At 64.1% G+C, this 17,967-nt stretch carries 13 protein-coding genes and 1 tRNA gene; 7 read left to right on the top strand and 7 right to left on the bottom strand.

The genetic code is table 11. The features are described from left to right. Positions 1 to 5: 5 nt before the first annotated feature. From RB623_RS24145 to RB623_RS24130, 4 genes are all read right to left on the bottom strand, one after another. Positions 6 to 1,880 carry a L,D-transpeptidase family protein gene (locus RB623_RS24145; protein WP_308059611.1) on the bottom strand — a complete coding sequence of 625 codons (1,875 nt, stop codon included), beginning with the start codon at positions 1,878 to 1,880 and terminating at the stop codon, positions 6 to 8. Between the two features lie 346 nt (positions 1,881 to 2,226). Beyond that, a tRNA-Asp gene (locus RB623_RS24140) sits at positions 2,227 to 2,303 on the bottom strand. A gap of 184 nt (positions 2,304 to 2,487) precedes the next feature. Next, the gene (locus RB623_RS24135) at positions 2,488 to 3,738 is read right to left on the bottom strand and encodes a M23 family metallopeptidase (RefSeq protein WP_308059610.1); all 1,251 of its coding nucleotides are present in this window, start codon (positions 3,736 to 3,738) and stop codon (positions 2,488 to 2,490) included. A gap of 369 nt (positions 3,739 to 4,107) precedes the next feature. Beyond that, positions 4,108 to 4,599 carry a peroxiredoxin gene (locus tag RB623_RS24130; protein ID WP_308059609.1) on the bottom strand — a complete coding sequence of 164 codons (492 nt, stop codon included), beginning with the start codon at positions 4,597 to 4,599 and terminating at the stop codon, positions 4,108 to 4,110. Positions 4,600 to 4,790: 191 nt separating this feature from the next. Between RB623_RS24130 and RB623_RS24125 the strand changes: the two genes are divergently transcribed. Continuing rightward, entirely contained in the window at positions 4,791 to 8,105 is a 3,315-nt protein-coding gene (locus RB623_RS24125) for an AsmA-like C-terminal region-containing protein (protein WP_308059608.1), read from the top strand. A 59-nt stretch (positions 8,106 to 8,164) separates the two neighbouring features. Here the strand turns inward: RB623_RS24125 and tyrS are convergent, their stop codons facing one another. Beyond that, a complete protein-coding gene (tyrS, locus tag RB623_RS24120) occupies positions 8,165 to 9,418 on the bottom strand; it encodes a tyrosine--tRNA ligase (RefSeq protein WP_308059607.1) in 1,254 nt (417 codons plus the stop codon). Between the two features lie 99 nt (positions 9,419 to 9,517). On the opposite strand from tyrS, the gene RB623_RS24115 reads away from it, so the two are divergent. Together RB623_RS24115 and RB623_RS24110 are read left to right on the top strand one after the other, a co-directional pair. Beyond that, positions 9,518 to 10,648, top strand: coding sequence for an anhydro-N-acetylmuramic acid kinase (locus tag RB623_RS24115; protein WP_308059606.1), 1,131 nt, complete (start codon positions 9,518 to 9,520; stop codon positions 10,646 to 10,648). A 169-nt stretch (positions 10,649 to 10,817) separates the two neighbouring features. Next, positions 10,818 to 12,197 carry an esterase-like activity of phytase family protein gene (locus tag RB623_RS24110; protein ID WP_308059605.1) on the top strand — a complete coding sequence of 460 codons (1,380 nt, stop codon included), beginning with the start codon at positions 10,818 to 10,820 and terminating at the stop codon, positions 12,195 to 12,197. A gap of 69 nt (positions 12,198 to 12,266) precedes the next feature. On the opposite strand, the gene RB623_RS24105 is transcribed toward RB623_RS24110, so the two are convergent. Further along, positions 12,267 to 12,908 carry a hypothetical protein gene (locus RB623_RS24105; RefSeq protein ID WP_308059604.1) on the bottom strand — a complete coding sequence of 214 codons (642 nt, stop codon included), beginning with the start codon at positions 12,906 to 12,908 and terminating at the stop codon, positions 12,267 to 12,269. Between the two features lie 142 nt (positions 12,909 to 13,050). Beyond that, positions 13,051 to 13,725, bottom strand: coding sequence for an alpha/beta hydrolase (locus RB623_RS24100; RefSeq protein WP_308059603.1), 675 nt, complete (start codon positions 13,723 to 13,725; stop codon positions 13,051 to 13,053). Between the two features lie 206 nt (positions 13,726 to 13,931). Between RB623_RS24100 and RB623_RS24095 the strand changes: the two genes are divergently transcribed. The 4 genes from RB623_RS24095 (at position 13,932) to sufC (ending at position 17,959) form a co-directional block, all read left to right on the top strand. Next, positions 13,932 to 15,095 (top strand): cysteine desulfurase family protein, encoded by a 1,164-nt coding sequence (locus RB623_RS24095; RefSeq protein WP_308059726.1) that lies wholly within the window; start codon positions 13,932 to 13,934, stop codon positions 15,093 to 15,095. 155 nt (positions 15,096 to 15,250) lie between these two features. After that, entirely contained in the window at positions 15,251 to 16,777 is a 1,527-nt protein-coding gene (sufB, locus tag RB623_RS24090) for a Fe-S cluster assembly protein SufB (protein WP_308059602.1), read from the top strand. A gap of 143 nt (positions 16,778 to 16,920) precedes the next feature. Continuing rightward, positions 16,921 to 17,211: a hypothetical protein gene (locus RB623_RS24085; RefSeq protein WP_308059601.1), complete on the top strand. Its 291-nt coding sequence runs from the start codon at positions 16,921 to 16,923 to the stop codon at positions 17,209 to 17,211. Beyond that, the gene (gene sufC, locus RB623_RS24080; RefSeq protein ID WP_308059600.1) at positions 17,204 to 17,959 is read left to right on the top strand and encodes a Fe-S cluster assembly ATPase SufC; all 756 of its coding nucleotides are present in this window, start codon (positions 17,204 to 17,206) and stop codon (positions 17,957 to 17,959) included. Before RB623_RS24085 ends, sufC begins: the two co-directional genes overlap by 8 nt. Positions 17,960 to 17,967: the final 8 nt, after the last annotated feature.

Genomic DNA, 17,967 nt, shown 5'->3' with positions numbered 1-17,967 from the left:
GCGCTCTAACTGCCGGGTGCGCGCGCCGCCTCCGTCGCGGCAATGGCGAGTTTCAGCTTCGTGTCGCGGTCGTAGATGTCGCCGAAATACTCGACCTTGCCGGATATGGTCGGCCAGGCGGTGAAATAGGCGACGTAGACCGGGATCTTTCGCGTCACCTTCTCGGTCGAATGGCCGCGCTTCAGTTTTGCCGCGATGTGGTCGACGGACGTGTCCAGCACCGCCGCCGCCATGCCGCGCGGGTCCTGCAGCCTTATGCAGCCATGGCTGAAGGCGCGCGTATCGCGCTGGAACAGGTTCTTGACCGGCGTGTCGTGCATGTAGATGGCATGTTCGTTGGGAAACAGGATCTTTAGTTCGCCCAGCGCGTTGGCCTCGCTCGGCGTCTGTCGCACGCTGAACGGAACCGCGCCGCCATAGCGTCCCCAGTTGATCGATGAGGAGGGGATGCGACGCCCCTTGGAATCGGTCACCTCATAGCCAGCGCGGTCGAGATAGCCGGGGTCGCGGCGCAGCCGAGGCAGCATCTCGTTGACGATGATCGATTGCGGCACGCCCCAATAGGGATTGTAGTCGACCTGTTCGATCTCGTCGTAGAAGAAGCTGGTCTGCGTCGACGGCGCGCCGATCACCACGCGCATGTTGAGCTTTTCGACACCGTCGATGTAGCTCGCGGTGAAGGCCGGCTGATTGACGAAGACGCGGGGACTGCCCAGGTCGGAGGGCAGCCATCGCAACTGCTCCAGCGCGATCCGCACCTTCTCGATCTTGTCGGCGTTCGATGTGCCTGCCACCGCGTTGACGGTGCGCGGGCCGACAATGCCGTCGGCCTTGAGACCGGCGCGCTGCTGGACCGCCTTGATGACCGGCACCAATTCGTCGGAATAGCTTTGGGTGGCGGCATTGCGCCACAGCGTTTCGCCAAATTTGCCGCCCATATCGTCGTCGAGGTCGCGGGCGATCAGATGGACCAGTTTCGGCAGTTCCGGGCTGGTCTGGCCAGGTTTCAGCACCAGCCTGGGATCGACCGTCACCTCATCCTGCACGCCGCTCGCCTGCAGCGCCTCCAGTTCGACGCGCAGCGCCTGGTATTCGGGATTGCTCGGATGACGGGTTTCGAGGAAGGCACGGACATCGGCGGTGTTGGAAAGCGCGGCAAGCACGACGGCCGGATCGAACGGCTTTGCCGGAAAGTCGTAGTAGCCTGAGATGCGGTTGGGATCGATCCGGCCCATCGAGGCGTCGTGCGCATAGCGCAGCACCTTGGCCGAAAGCGTCATCTCGAAGCGGATCAGATCGGCGCTTCTGTCGTTCGGATCGGCCGCGCTTTCGGATGGCGCCGGCACCGCGACGAGATAGTCGGCCGGATCGAGACCGTGGCTGGCGGCCTCGCTCAGCACACGGATGGCTTCGGCGGCGTGGGCGTTCGGCGCTCCCTGCTCGACCCAGACGAAGGCACGGTGATCCGCGTAGAAACCGGTCAGCGCAGCGGCGATGTCGCGCTCGGCCAACAGGTCGTAACCTTCGAGACCGGCCAGCGCGCCGTCGAAACCGGAGGCGGCGGCGGCCTGGAAGGCGATTGGCGTGGGGCCGCGGGTCAGCGGCGAGAAATCGACACGCACCAGCCGGTCGGCCCTGTAGGTGTTGTAGCTGGGACCGGCTATCTTCGGCGCCGCGGCGGCTTTTTTCTGCGCCGGCGCGGCTTTCCTGTTCTTCCGCGGCGGGGGCGGGAAGTCGGAGGGGCGGGCGCGCTTGAAGCCGCCGCCGAACAGAGTCTCGAACAGGCTCTGGGCGTTGGCGCTGCCCGACGGCGCGCTGACAAGCGAGAGCGACAGGGCGATCATCGACGCGATCGATATCCAGCCCCGTCTCGACGTCATTGCTTCCCTCAAATTCTTATCCGCGCCCGCGGCATGGCCATGGACCCCGAATCTGTTCGGGCGGCGGACCGAAACCACTCTTCTACCTGTGGTTAGGACATCGAGAAATAAGCGCTCCGGGGGGATGAACTCAAGTCACGAAATCGGCAGCGGCTTTTTCTATGCGAGGCGCGCGACGCCATAGGATCCCCCTTCTGCACCGGGTTGCCCCGATCCTGTCGTCCCGGCTGCCGCCGACGGTATTGGCTACCGGCGAACAACGATGACCGAAACTACACCCCTCAGGGGAGGCGACCGACAACCGGCGACCGCTATCGCAAATGCCGGAAAAACGTCATGAAAAGAATGGCGCGAGTGACGGGGCTCGAACCCGCGACCTCCGGCGTGACAGGCCGGCACTCTAACCGACTGAGCTACACCCGCGCACCAACGTCGGGCAAAGCCGCGTTGTGGGCGTCCGATTAAGGGGTTCGCCGGAGAGTGTCAAGCGCGACCACGCATGCTCCGAAAGATTTGCAGAACACTTCGCCGGCCAAGCGTCGGAGGGCCGCGCTGCCTTGATCGGATCGGCCGGGTGACGACGTTGCCGGGGCCCAGGGGGCGCGGCTCACAGCAACTGGCTCAGCTTCTTGCCGACCTTGATGAAACGCAGCGGATCGACGGCGTGGCCGCCGCGCCGGATTTCGTAGTGCATGTGCGGGCCGGTGGAGCGTCCGCTGTTGCCGGTCAGGCCGATCACGTCTCCAAGCCGGACCCTTTGGCCTTCCTTCACGCCGATGCGGCTCAAATGGGCGAATCGGGTGGCCAGCCCGTTGCCATGGTCGATCTCGACCAGGCGTCCGTAGCCGCCGTTCCAACCGGCGATGGTGACGACGCCTGCCGCGGTGGCTGTCGCCGGCGTACCGGTCGGAGCGCGAAAGTCCATTCCTGAATGCAGGGCGGGCGTGCCGAGGATGGGGTCCTTGCGCATGCCGAAGGTGCTGGAGATCGAGCGACCCGGCGCCGGATTGGCGATCGGCAGGCTCTTTGCCTGCTTCTTGACCTGGTCGAGCAGGTCGAGCGCGACGTCGAGTTCCCTGACCTTGGTGTCGAACGCCTGGACATTGTCGATGGCGATCAGCGGGCCGCCCATGTCCGACTTGCCGAAATCGGCGTCGACCGGCAGGCCGGCATCCTCCAGAATCTCGGAGATCTGGTCGGCGGCCTGGTAGGCGTCGTCGGCCAAGGTCGAGATTTTCGCGATCTGTTCGGTTTCGATGGTGCGCAGCGACTGGTTGATCGAAACGAACAGCTTGTCGGCGCGGTCGGCGGCGGATTCGGACGGATCGTTGCCGTCCCGCGTCGACCACAGCGGGAATGTGGCGGCATTTGCCGCGCGCGCATAGGAGAGGGCAGGGGTGCCGGCGTCGGCGCGGTCGCCCGGCCGCGGCGCGGGCTGTGCGCCGGCCGCTTCCTCGGCCGAGGCGTTCGCCTTTTCCAGGATCGGTCCCATCCGGCTGTGGCGTTCGCTGAGCTTGGACTGGCGCGCCAGCAATTCGGTGACCTTGGTCTCCATGAGCTGCTGGTCTAGCAACTGGCGGCTGGTGATGCGGTCGACCTGGGCGCGCAGCGCCGAGATGCGGTCCTCATAGGCATGCTGCATGCGGGCCTGGCGGGCGATCGCCGCGCCGATCAGGTCGTCGCGGAAGACGAGATAGGAGGTTGCGGCAAAATAGCCCAGCGTCACCGCCGCTACGACCGAGCCGGCGAGCGCTGCCATCCAGGGCCGGACTGTGAAATGCTTGATCGAGTTGCCGCGCGCGATGATGACGGTGTGAGGTTCGCGACGTTTGCCGAACACTGTCGAATGAGCAGCCATCTCGCCCCGGACCCCGATCTGCCACGCGTACAAGCGATTGGTGCATTACACATCGTTAGGGTTAACAAAGGCTTGCGCCACAACTCCGGCGATCATGACGGGACCGCTCACCATACGCCGCGGTTCCAGCCTGAGAGTTCGGGATGCCAAAAAATGAGGGGGCAGATGCAGAAAAACCCGCCACCTTTGGCGGGTTTCATCGACTGAACTGTAAAATCTCCAGATCTAGTCCAAGAAGAACCAGAGAAGGATGATGATCGGGATCGGAATCCCAAGCAACCAAAGAGCTATACTGCGCATGACGTCTTCTCCGGCAATCGTTGTTCCTTTCCTAGAATGCGGGAAATCGAAAAGGGTTCCTGCGCTCATTCATGCTGCCGCATCAGGGTCGCCGCCAAGATCGCGCACGGCCGCCAGCACCTCCGCGGCGTGGCCGCGCACCCGCACCTTTCGCCAAATGCGGCGTATCCGCCCATCCGTGCCGATCAGGAAGGTGCACCGTTCGACGCCCATGTATCTGCGGCCATACATGCTCTTCTCCACCCACACGCCATAGGCGTTGGCGGCCACCAGATCCTCGTCCGAGGCGAGATCGATCGAGATCGCATGTTTTGCGGCGAATTTGCCGTGTTTCTTCGGGTTGTCCGGAGACACGCCGACGACCACGGCGCCGGCCGCCTCGAAGTCGCGCTTCAGTGCGGAAAAATCGATGGCTTCGGCCGTGCAGGCTTGGGTGTCGTCCTTCGGATAGAAATAGAGGACGACCTTTTTTCCCTTGAGGCCGCTCAGCGAGATGGTGCCGCCGCTGCCGCGCGGCAGCACGATGTCGGGCGCGATGTCGCCTTCCGCCAATTCAGCCATATGGATGCCCTTCTTCGCGATTAGGTGTATGAAAATCGGCTTATAGTGCCGCCGATGGATTCGTCCATGCCGGCACATGGGATCGAACCAAAAGCCGAGCCAGGAACCACCGAAAGCCACCGTTGCGCCACGAGCAACCAAAACACGAAAAGATCCGCTTCCGGCGGGGCGAAATCACGAAGCTGTCGGCGATGCCCTCCGCGCACGGACAGCATGTGCATTGGCGCCGTGAGCGCACGCGAAAGGGCGCGTGGCGCGCCTGCCTCTTCGCCGCGGCGGGTATCAGCGGCGTGCTGCTGCTCTGCTTCGCGGCGGTGCTGTTCCTGCTCAATTCCGACTGGGGCGCCGAAAGGCTGCGCCGGCAGGCCGAGTTGGCCATGCAGGCGATCGCCGGCGAGCGCGCCACCGCGTCGGTCGGCCCGGCGCGTTTCACCTTCGGGCTGGATCATCCGCTGGCGCTGCAACTGCAGGACATCAGCCTGACCAACGCCGCTACCGGGACCAAGCTTGCGGATGTCGGGAGGGTCGATTTCGGCGTCAGGCTGATGCCGCTGTTCGGCGGCGATCTGCGCCTTGGCGGCGCGTCGATCTCCAATGCGACGATCACGGCCGGCGCCATGCCGTCTGGTGACGCCGACTGGACGCTGGCGCTGCGCGACGAACGCGGGCTCATCGATCCCGATCTCGTCGCCACTGCCGTGTTCAGGGGCCTGCACGGCGCCTTCGATGCGATCGATGCCGGTTTGCTGACGGAGATCGACCTGGCCGACATTACCATCGTGCTGCCGGAAGGCGAGCGGCTGCGCTCCATCCGCATTCTCGACGGAAAGCTGAGGCTGGTCTCCCGGGACAGCCTCGAAATCCAGATGGAGGCCGATGTCGACGGCCGCAGGGCGACGCTGGCCGGAACCACGCAGCGCGAGCCTGTCACCGGACGGATCGCCGGACTCGACTTTTCCATCGCCATGGCCGCCTTGCCGGAGCAGGGCAGCGTACAGCCGCAAAGCGCCGGCCGCCTCGGCGCCACGACTCTTTCGATGACCGGGCAGGAGGATACACTAGGCCGGGGCCAGCGCCTGAAACTTTCCGGCGTCATAGCGCAGTCGCAGTTGGATTTTGGCGCGCGCGGCGTCTTTACCGGCAACACTCAGCTCGACGTGACGCTGGCGGCCGGCACCCACAAGATCGAGATAGACAAGTTTCTGGTGCAGACCGGCCGCAATTCGCTGGAGTTCAACGGCGCCTTCGGCCCGCGCCCGCCAACCGGCGCCGCCGGCGACCGGCCGGTCTACCGCTACGAACTGGTGAGCACCAGGACAGTGGTGGCGCCGTCCGATTCTCCGGAACCCCCGCTCAATTTCAATGCCAGGGTCAGTGGCACTTTCGATCCGCAAACCCGCATCGCGATGGCCGACAGCATCACGGTCGAGAGCGGTTCTGGCGAAGTGAACGGCTCGGCCAAGGTGGAGCTGGTCAAGGGCCAGGCACCGGGTGTGGCCGTTGCGGTGTCGGCACGCGATCTCGAAGTTTCCGCTGCCAAGCAATTGTGGCCGTGGTTCGCCGCCAGCAAGGCGCGCGCCTGGGTTATGGACCATCTGTTCGGGGGCCTGCTGCAGCAGGCTTCGGTCGAGTTCCGCGTCCTGCCGGGCCGTCTGGGCAACGGTGTGCCGCTCTCTCCCGAGGAGATCGTCGGCAGTTTCGCGGTGGCGGACACGCGTTTCGACACGGTCGGAAAGCTGCCGCCCATCCGCGACGCCGACGGCGTCGTCAAGGTCAGCGGCTATGACGTCGAGATCACCATGTCGTCAGGCGCGGTGTTTCTGCCGAGCGGGCGGACCGTCTCCGGCAAGAACGGCACGCTGACGGTTGCCCGGTCGAACAAGCCGCCGGTGATCGGCAAGTTCGACGTCGACATCGAGGGCGAGGCGGCCGCGGTGGCGGAATTCGCCGCTCTCGATCCGATCAACGCCATGCGCGTCATCCAGATCGATCCGGCCGACCTCTCCGGGCGGGTGTCGGGTCACGTCATCACCGACATCCCGTTCCAGAAAGGCATCGATCCCAAGACGCTCGAGTGGATGGTCGATCTCGACTACAAGGATTTGTCCGTCGCAAAGCCCTTCTCCGGCCAGAGGCTGAGCGACGCCGACGGCCACATCAACGTGGAGCCGACGCAGGCCACGATGACGGCCAAGGGTCTGCTCAATGGCGTGCCCGCAAACATCTCCATGGTCGAGCCGTTGCGGCCTGAAGGGCCGCAGCGCGGCCGCAAGGTCGTGCTCACCCTCGACGACGCGGCGCGCAAGAAGTTTGCGCCGGGACTGAATGCGCTGGTGTCCGGCCCGATGAAGGTCGCTGTCGACGACGACAACGGCACACGCCGCGTCGTAGCGGACCTGACCGGTGCCAGGCTGGACATACCGTGGGTGGGCTGGAGCAAGGGCGCCGGCGTCGCCGCGACGGCCGAGTTCACCATGCAGACCACGGACCAGGGCATAAACCTGTCCGATTTCGAGTTGACCGGAAAAACCTTCTTGATCGCAGGCGCCGTCACGATTTCCGGAGGGCAACTGGCGTCGGCGCGTTTCGACCGGGTTCGTCTCAACCGCGACGACGAGGTGCGGGTGAATGTCGCCCGTGTTGGCAAGGGTTATCGGATCGACGTCGACGGCAGTGGGCTCGACGCGCGGCCGATCATCAAGACCTTCGTCTCGAATACCGGCGGCAAGGGCGGATCGGCGGCTTCCCCGAACTTTTCGGTCAATCTCGACGTAGCACGGGTCACCGGCTTCAATGGCGAGACGCTTTCCGATGTCAAACTGACATCGCAGGGATCGCGGACGTCGCTGACGGGTTCGTCCGGAGGCGGGCGCGCAGTGAGTTTCTCGAATGGCGCCGAGGGCGGACGCAAGCAGATGCGGATCGAGGCGGCAGACGCCGGGGCGCTGCTGCGTTTCCTCGACCTTTACAAGAACGTGCAGGGCGGCACGATCAAGGTGGTGCTTGCCGGCGCCGGCGACGCGGGCATGGCGGGACAGGTCGACGCGCGCAACTTTCGCGTCGTCAACGAAGCGCGGCTTGCCTCGATCGTCTCGACGGCGCCCGCCGGCAGCGACGGCAGCCTGAGGGACGCGATGCGCAAGGACATCGACACCTCGAGCGTCTCGTTCGAGCGCGGCTACGCGCAGATCGCCCGGGGCGACGGCTATCTGAAACTGGTCAACGGCGTGGTGCGCGGGCCGCAGATCGGCGCCACCTTCCAGGGCACGCTCTACGATCCGAAGGGCCAGATGGACATGACCGGCACCTTCATGCCGGCCTATGGGTTGAACCGTCTCTTCGGCGAGCTGCCGCTGGTTGGCGACCTGCTCGGTAACGGGCGCGACCGCGGGCTGATCGGCGTGACCTTCAAGCTCGACGGCGACGCCAAGGCGCCGCGGCTTCAGGTCAACCCACTCTCCGTCATGGCGCCCGGCATCTTCCGGCAGATTTTCGAGTTCAATTGAGCGGCCGGTATCTGCCGGCCAGAGCAGTTTGCACCTGAGTGCAAGCTGCTCCAGTTGTGTCAGGCCGCCCTGACCAGTACGTGCTTCTTCTTGCCGACCGACAGTTTCGCCACCCCGTCGGCGGTGACGTCGGCCGTGGTGACGGCGCGGCGCTCGTCCTGCACCGGCTGGTCGTTGAGCCGCACCGCGCCGCCCTGCACATGGCGGCGCGCCTCGCCGTTCGACCCGGCAAGCCCCGCCTTGACCAGCAGCGTCAGCAAGCCGATGCCTGACCGAAGTTCGGAACCGTCGACCTCGATGGTCGGCAACGTCTCGGCAAGCGCGCCTTCCTCAAACGTCTTGCGCGCCGTCTCCGCCGCCTGTTCGGCGGCCTCGCGGCCATGCACGATCGCCGTCGCCTCGGTGGCGAGTACTTTCTTCGCCTCGTTGATCTCCGATCCGCCGAGCGCCGCAAGCTTCACAATCTCGTCCAGTGGCAGGCGGGTGAAGATTTTCAGGAAACGCTCGACGTCGGCGTCCTCGGTGTTGCGCCAGTACTGCCAGAAGTCGTAGGGCGAATAGAGGTCGCCGTTGAGCCACACCGCGCCTTTTGCCGACTTGCCCATCTTGGCGCCGGAGGAGGTGGTGAGCAGCGGCGTGGTCAGCGCGAAAAGCTGTGGCGTGTCCATTCGATGGCCGAGGTCGATGCCGTTGACGATGTTGCCCCATTGGTCCGAGCCGCCCATCTGCAGCCGGCAGCCGTAGTGGCGGTTGAGCTCGACATAGTCGTAGCCCTGCAGGATCATGTAGTTGAATTCCAGGAATGACAACGACTGCTCGCGTTCCAGCCTCAGCTTCACGCTGTCGAAGGTCAGCATCCGGTTGACCGAAAAATGCCGGCCGACGTCGCGCAAAAACTCGACATAGTTGAGCTTCAGCAGCCAGTCGGCATTGTTGACCATGATGGCGTCGTTCGCATCATCGCCGAAGCGCAGGATGCGGCCGAAGATTTTCTTGATGCCCTCGATGTTCTCGGCGATTTTTTGCGGCGTCAGCAGGCTGCGCTGCTCGTCGCGGAAGGACGGGTCGCCGATCATGGAGGTTCCGCCGCCCATCAGCGCGATCGGCCGGTGGCCGGTCTCTTGCATCCAGTAGAGCATGGTCGCCGTGATCAGATTGCCGATATGCAGGCTGGTCGCGGTCGCGTCGTAGCCGACATATGCCGTCACGGTCTCCTTGCAGAACAGTTCGTCCAGCGCGGTTTCATCGGAGATCTGGTGGATGAACCCCCGTTCGGACAGGATGCGGAGAAAATCGGACTTGAAGGCGGGCATGACGGCGTTCCGGAAGGCGACACGGTAAGGCCGCGCATGGCGCACGCGGCTGCGCGCCTTTAGCATCGGCGGGTTAGGAATCACAAGGACGGCGTCGAAATGAGCCTTATCTGCGCGATCGGCCTGATGAGCGGCACGTCGATGGACGGCATCGATCTCGCCATGCTGCGCACCGACGGCGAAAATCTCGTCGAGCGCGGGCCGTCCTTCTTCGTGCCCTACGACGCGGCCTTCCGCCGGCGTATCGAGGCGGGGTTGGAGGAGGCCAAAAAAATCGCGCGCCGCGAAGAACGGCCAGGCGATCTCGCAGCGCTGGAGCGCGACATCACCGGCCGTCACGCGGATGCCGTCGATATCTTCCTGCGCAATGGCGCAAGGAACTGGGGCAAGCCTGACGTGGTCGGCTTTCATGGCCAGACCGTGCTGCATCGCCCGCATCTGGGCTTGACCGTGCAGCTCGGCGACGGGCCGTTCCTGTCCTTATGCACCGGCATCCCGGTGGTCTATGACATGCGCGCCAACGACATGGTGTTCGGCGGGCAGGGGGCTCCGCTGGTGCCGGCCTATCATGCCGCGCTGGCGCGTTCGCTGCCGGGGGATTTTGCGCAAAAATATCCGATTGTCTTCGTCAATATCGGTGGCATCTCCAACATCACTTTTGTGCCGGAAAACGGCGATCCGATCGCGTTCGACAGCGGACCCGGCAATACGCTGATCGATCAGTGGGTGTCGCGCGAAGGGGGCGTGCCCTATGACGCCGGCGGGGCGATCGCCAGCGAGGGCGGTGTGATCGGCCAGGTGGTCGAGGCCTATCTCGACAATCCGTTCTTCAACAAATCCGGCCCGAAGTCGCTCGACCGCAACGACTTTTCGCTGGAGAACGCTGGCGGGCTGGAACTCGCCGACGGCGCCCGCACGCTGGCGGCCGTCTCCGCCGAAGCCATCCTGAAAAGCACCGAGCACATGCCCGAGCCGCCCAAACTCTGGATCGTCTGCGGCGGCGGCCGCAAGAATCCGCATATCGTCGGCGACCTGCGCAAGGGGGCGGAGCGTTCGGGCGCAGAAGTTGCGCTGGCCGAGGATGCCGGCCTCGACGGCGACGCCACCGAGGCCGAGGCCTGGGCCTATCTGGCGGTGCGCTCGCTGAAGGGGCTTCCGCTCACATTTCCGACGACGACGGGATGCCGCGAACCGGTCACCGGCGGCATGCTCGCCGGCAAGACCGTTTGAGGCGGCCGCCGAAGCCGGGCCGCCGGCAATCGATTGGCAGCCTTGTCCGGTTTCGCCGGTGCCGGGGAGATCGGGGACCGTCATCGAAGTTTCACCCAACCTTCAACCGCCCGACATGTGGCGGCCATAGCGCTGGCGATGTTTCATCCTCAAGACGGGTTTCATCACCATGCGACGCTCCCTTCTCGCGGCCGCCGCCGCCATTGCCCTCACGGGCACCGCCACCTTGGCCATCGCCCAGGAAAAGCAGTTCGACGCAAAGCTTGCCGGCCACGCCATCCTGCCCGCCAACACCATCATCAAGGCGCCGGAAAACGCGCCGGACCATCTCCAGACTTCCGGCAAATTCTCGACCCCCGATCGCAAGCGCGCCACCGAACTCGGCAGCGTGCCCGGCAAGGACGGTGTGCGCCTCACCGGCCTGTCGCTGCCTTTTGACGGCCAGCCGGTTCAAGGTTTTTCCGGAATCAAGAATGCCGGTGATGGCTCCTTCTGGACGCTTTCCGACAATGGCTTCGGCAACAAGCTCAATTCCACCGACGCGGCGCTGATGATCCACCGCATCAAACCGGACTGGAGCACCGGCGCCGTCGAGCGCCTCGAGACCATTTTCCTCACGGACCCGGACCGCAAGGCGCCGTTCCCGATCGTGCTGGAAGGCAGCGACACCCGCTTCCTGACCGGTGGCGATTTCGACGTCGAATCGATCCAGCCGGTCGCCGACGGATTCTGGATCGGGGACGAATTCGGGCCGTATCTGCTGAAGTTCGACACCGAAGGAAGGCTGACTGACGTTGTCGAGACCGTGGTCGACGGCAATCCGGTGAAGTCGCCCGACCACCCGACCCTGACGCTGCAGGCCAATCCGTCGCTGCCGATGCCCAAATTCAACGTCAAGCGTTCCGGCGGCTATGAGGGTCTCGCCCAGTCGAAGGACGGCACAAAACTCTATGCCATGCTGGAAGGTGCGCTGTTCAAGGAAGATGGCAAGATGGAGCATGCCGCCGAGCAGAAGGACGGCGAGCGCGCGCTCCGCGTCATCGAGTTCGATGTCGCCAACAAGGCCTGGACCGGCCGTAGCTGGCTCTATCCGCTGTCGGCCGAAGGTGGCGACGCCATCGGCGACTTCAACATGATCGACGACACGACGGCTCTCGTCATCGAGCGCGACCAAGGCGCCGGCACCGCCGACAAGGCCTGCGCCGACCCCAAGAACCCGGCGCCGGACTGCTTCGCCATGCCGGCCAAGTTCAAGCGCATCTACAAGATCGAGATGACCGACGCCAACGCCGGCGGCGCCGTGCGTAAGGTCGGCTACATCGACCTGCTCAAGATCTCCGACCCCGACAACAAGAAGCGTCAGGGCGGCGGCGACGGCTTTTACGACATGCCGTTCAACACGATCGAGAACGTCGATCTGGTCGATGACACCCACATCGTGGTCGGCGACGACAACAATTTGCCGTTCTCGGCGGGCCGCGCGCTCGACAAGGCCGACGACAACGAGTTCGTGCTGCTCGACGTCGGCGACTTTCTGAAGGCGAAGTAGGCTCTGTTTGGCAGGGCGGCCCGATCCGTCATTGGGCCGCCTCGCTTCAAAATCAATCGATTTGCCGGGCTAGGCCGGGCGTTCGTTCGGGAACAGCACGTAGAAGCGCCGCGCGCCGTAGCCGGAGCGGAACAGCGGCTCGACGAGCTGAACTTCCCTGAACCCGCAATCGGCGAACAGCCGTAGCATCGAGTCTTCGGTGTGCCAGAACGAGGTCGGGTTGCCGATCGAGGCCATCGGGTTGTCGGTCTCGGGGAAGAGAACGCCTTCATAGCCGCCCTGCCGGACGATCGCGTGCCAGGGGCGGCTTTCGTGCGGCTCAAGAATTTCCGGCACGTGAACCTGCGTCTCCAGAATGACCAGCGCGCCGTAGCTGCAACGGCTTAGCAGATCCTTCTGATCCTCTAGCTCAAGATGGTAGAAGAGACCGAGATTGGCGATCACGCCGAACCCGGCCGGATCGTAGGTGCGCACGTCGCTTTTTACGAAACGGACCGATCCCAAATCGGCGGGCAAGCGGACGGTGCGGCCATCGACCGCCGTCACATCATAGCCGCGCCTTGCGGCGAGCGCGCCGAACTTGCAATGACCGGCGCCCAGATCGACGAGGGTCTTGGTCTCGGGCTTGAGCGTGTCGAGGATGTCGACGAAGGTCCGCAGACGGTGTGCGCCTATTTCCTCGTACTTCCGCCCGAGATCAAGGCGGCTCACCACCATCTGTAGGGACGATGGCGACCCTTGGGGTATCACTCGGCGTCGCATTCGAGCAGGTCCTTGGCGGCGACCGCTTCGTCTGTATTGTCCGCCTGCGCAAGTTCGGGACGCGGCGGCTGATACATCGCCTATCGTGAGCCTAGCGCAGCCGCTTTGGCCGCGGATCGGCCAGTTGGCCGGCCAGGCGCTTGTCGAGATAGTCGGCGCATTCGTCTATCAGCATCTGCGGATCGTTCGAGAAGAAGTGGTTGGCGCCGGTGAGCGTTTTCTGCGTGATGGTGATGCCCTTCTGCGTGTGCAGCTTGTCGACCAGTCCCTGCACGTCCTTGGGCGGCGCCACCTTGTCGGAATCGCCGTGGATGATCAGGCCGGACGACGGGCAGGGCGCCAGGAACGAGAAGTCGTAGGTATTGGGTTGCGGCGCGACCGAGATGAACCCTTCGATCTCCGGCCGCCGCATCAGAAGCTGCATGCCGATCCAGGCGCCGAAGGAGTAACCGGCCACCCAGCAGCTTTTCGAATCGGGATGCAGCGACTGGATCCAGTCAAGTGCGGCTGCGGCGTCCGAAAGTTCGCCCATGCCGTGGTCGAACTCGCCCTGGCTGCGGCCGATGCTGCGGAAATTGAAGCGCAACGTTGTGAAGTTGCGCTTCTGGAACATGTAGAAGAGATCGTAGACGATCTTGTTGTTCATCGTCCCGCCGAATTGCGGGTGCGGATGCAGAACGATGGCGATCGGCGCGCTCTTTTCGCTGGACGGCTGGTAACGGCCTTCCAGGCGGCCTGCCGGACCGGCGAAAATGACCTCGGGCATTGGTGGCTCCACATATTCTCGATTTGTGGCCCGCCTGTCGGTCACAATCCCGGCTTCGGCCTTGACGCGTGGGATGCGCCTACCTACAAGCTAGTTTAGAACTGTTCAAAACTGACAAGCGAGCAATTTTCTCGGGTAGATAGGATGTCTTGCGTCGCAAGTTCAAGGAAATTGCGACTCCGATCGATCTTTCCGAAGGCAGGATGATGGCCGAGCCGCGAGCCTATCTCGACTACAATGCCAGCGCGCCGCTGCTGCCAGCGGCGCGGACGGCGATGCTTGCAGCGATGGACGGGGCGGGAAACGCTTCATCGGTGCACGGCGAGGGCAGGGCGCAGCGGCGGATCGTTGAGGAGGCTCGCGCCGACATCGCGGCGCTGGTCGGCGGCCGGGCCGAGCATGTTGTCTTCACCTCCGGTGCGACCGAGGCCGCTTCTACCCTGCTGACTCCGGATTGGCGCATGGGCCGCAGCCCGCTGCGCATGGGCCGCCTCTATGTGTCGGCGGCCGATCATCCCTGCATCCTCTCCGGCGGACGCTTTCCCGCCGAGCAGGTCAGCCGCATCGGCGTCGATGCCGACGGCGTCATCGATCTTGCCGCTCTGGAGTCGGCGCTCGCCGCGCATGACAAGGAAAGCGGCCTGCCGCTCGTCGCGGTTCACGCTGCCAACAACGAGACCGGCGTGATCCAGCCGCTCGCCCGCATCGCCGAGGCGGTCAAGGCGGTGGGCGGCGTCCTCGTGGTCGATGCGGTGCAGGCAGCAGGGCGTATTCCGCTCGATATTGCAGGGGCTTGCGGCGACTTCCTGATACTCTCGGCGCACAAGATCGGCGGCCCGAAGGGCGTCGGCGCCTTTGTCGGAAAGTCCGACCTGATGATGCCGGCGCCGCTGGTTTCCGGCGGCGGCCAGGAAAAGGGGTTTCGCGCCGGCACGGAAAATGTCGCTGGCATTGCGGGTTTCGGCGCGGCGGCACGGCATGCCGCCGGCGCCGTCGACAACGCGGTGTCGATGCTGGAAAAGCGCCAGCGCATCGAGATGACGATTCGGGAAGTCGCACCGGATGCCGAGATCTATGGTGAAAAGGTCGAGCGGCTTGCCAATACCGTCTTCTTCGCCGTACCCGGTGTGAAAGCCGAGACAGCTCAGATCGCCTTCGACCTTGCCGGTATCGCGGTTTCGGCCGGGTCGGCCTGCTCGTCCGGAAAGGTCGGCCCGAGCCATGTGCTCAAGGCGATGGGCGTCGCGCGTCCCGAAGGCGGACTGCGGGTATCGATCGGCGAGGCGACGAGTGAGGCAGAGATCGCCCGCTTCGGCGAGGCGCTGGTGCGGCTCGCCCTACGGCGCGGCGGCCAAACGAAAGCGGCCTGAGAGCCGCGATTTCCAGCGGTGCGCCTGGATTTGCGACGTTTCGGCATTGGCCCGTGAATGTCGCGCTTGGGCGCACTATATGAGGGCTACGCCGCCTGGCGGTGCCATAGTTTGAAAACGGTCGGGCCTTTAACCCGGCATGGATGGAGAACGCGATGCCTGCTGTGCAGGAGACGATCGAGCAGGTCCGCAAGATCGACGTCGATCAGTACAAATACGGATTCGAATCGATCATCGAGGTGGACAAGGCCCCCAAGGGCCTGTCGGAAGACATCATCCGCTTCATTTCGGCCAAGAAGAACGAGCCCGACTGGATGCTCGAATGGCGTCTCGGCGCCTATCGCCGCTGGCTGACGCTGGACGAGCCGACCTGGGCGCGCGTCGACTATCCGAAGATCGACTTCCAGGACCTCTATTATTACGCCGCGCCGAAGAGCCAGTCAGGTCCGAAATCGCTGGACGAGGTCGATCCCGAGATTCTCAAGGTCTACGAAAAGCTCGGCATCCCGCTGAAGGAGCAGGAGATTCTGGCCGGTGTCCAGAAGGCCCCGGCGGGTGGCGAGGAGGACGACAGCGCGGCCAACGACAATGTCTACAAATCCGGCCGCGTGGCGGTCGATGCCGTGTTCGACTCGGTCTCGGTTGTCACCACCTTCAAGGACGAACTCGCCAAGGCCGGCGTCATCTTCTGCTCGATCTCCGAGGCAATTCGCGAGCATCCGGAACTGGTGCAGAAATATCTCGGCACGGTCGTGCCGACCTCGGACAATTTTTATGCCACGCTGAACTCGGCCGTATTCACCGACGGTTCCTTCGTGTTCGTGCCAAAGGGCGTACGGTGCCCGATGGAGCTTTCCACTTATTTCCGCATCAATGAGAAGAACACCGGCCAGTTCGAGCGCACGCTGATCATTGCGGAGGAGGGCGCTTACGTCTCCTATCTCGAAGGCTGCACCGCGCCGCAGCGCGACGAGAACCAGCTTCATGCCGCCGTAGTCGAACTGATCGCGCTCGACGACGCCGAGATCAAATATTCGACCGTGCAGAATTGGTATCCGGGCGATGCGCAGGGCAAGGGCGGCGTCTACAACTTCGTCACCAAGCGCGGCGACTGCCGCGGCGACCGCTCGAAGATCTCGTGGACGCAGGTCGAGACCGGCTCGGCCATCACCTGGAAATACCCGAGCTGCATTTTGCGCGGCGACGACAGCCAGGGCAATTTCTATTCGATCGCCGTGTCGAACGGCTACCAGCAGGTCGACAGCGGCACCAAGATGATCCACCTCGGCAAGAACACCAAGAGCCGGATCATCTCGAAAGGCATCGCCGCCGGCTTCTCGCAGAACACCTATCGCGGCCAGGTGTCGGCGCACCGCAAGGCGACCAACGCGCGCAATTTCACCAATTGCGACTCGCTGCTGATCGGCAACAACTGCGGCGCGCACACCGTGCCTTACATCGAGGCCAAGAACGCCACGGCTAAGTTCGAGCACGAGGCGACGACGTCCAAGATCTCCGAGGATCAGAAGTTCTACGTCATGCAGCGCGGCATTCCGGAGGAGGAGGCGATCGCGCTGATCGTCAACGGCTTCGTCAAGGACGTCATCCAGGAATTGCCGATGGAGTTCGCCGTCGAGGCGCAGAAGCTGATCGGCATCAGCCTCGAGGGGAGCGTGGGGTGATGGAAAGGCCCGCTTCGCCTGCCAAGCCGAAGCACGTCTATCTGAGGGATCGGATGAAGAAATTCGAGCCCCTTTTCGACGTGATCATGTGGCTTCGAGATGGCCTGTTTCTGCTTCGTTTTGGGTGATGTGAGGCTAACGACATGGCCGCCGAACTCCCCGCCCACATCTGGTTCGTCCGCTCCAATGGCGGCTCCGGCTCCTACCCGGTCAGGCCGGAGGGATGGCGCGTGGTTTGGATTTTCGTCGCGGGCGTCGTGGTTTCCACCATCGTCGCGCTGCTTCTCGCGTTCGTTGGCTCGACCTGGCTGTGGGCGCTGGCCTTCGCCGCCGGCATGGCCGCCTCGGCCTGGTACTTCATCGGCGCGACCCGCAAACACACCGACTATTCAATACGTTACAGCGACTACTTGAAAGACAAGAACAATGCTTGAGATCAAGAACCTGCACGCCCGTATCGCCTCGACCGGCACGGAGATCATCCGCGGCCTGAATCTCACGGTGGAGGCCGGCGAGGTCGCCGCTATCATGGGTCCGAACGGGTCGGGCAAATCGACGCTGTCCTATGTGCTGGCCGGCCGCGACGACTATGAGGTAACCGAGGGCGACGTGCTCTACAACGGCCAGTCGATCCTGGAGATGGATCCGGCCGAGCGCGCCGCCGCCGGCATCTTCCTCGCCTTCCAGTATCCGATGGAAATCCCTGGCGTCGCCACCATGGAATTCTTGAAGGTCGCGCTCAACGCCCAGCGCAAGGCGCGCGGCGAGGAGCCGCTGAAAATCCCGGAATTCCTGAAGCATGTGAAGGAAGCCGCGGGCTCGCTGGAGATGGACGTCGCCATGCTGAAGCGGCCGCTCAATGTCGGTTTTTCCGGCGGCGAGAAGAAGCGCGCCGAAATTTTGCAGATGAAGCTGCTGCAGCCGCAATTCTGCGTGCTCGACGAGACCGATTCCGGCCTCGACATCGACGCGCTGAAGATCGTCGCCGACGGCGTCAACGCGCTGCGCGCGCCCGACCGCGCCTTCCTGGTCATTACCCACTACCAGCGCCTGCTGGAGCACATCGTGCCCGACACCGTGCATGTGCTCTACCGCGGACAGGTCATCAAGTCGGGGGGCAAGGAATTGGCGCATGAGTTGGAAGCCAACGGCTATGCCGGCATCATCGAAGAGGCCGCGTAGGTGCCCGC

This window comes from Mesorhizobium sp. LHD-90 (assembly GCF_030929505.1).
In the GTDB taxonomy this organism is placed as follows: Bacteria; Pseudomonadota; Alphaproteobacteria; order Rhizobiales; family Rhizobiaceae; genus Kumtagia.
The sequence above is the reverse complement of the archived record's forward strand: the minus strand, read 5'-3'. Positions and strand labels throughout refer to the sequence as shown.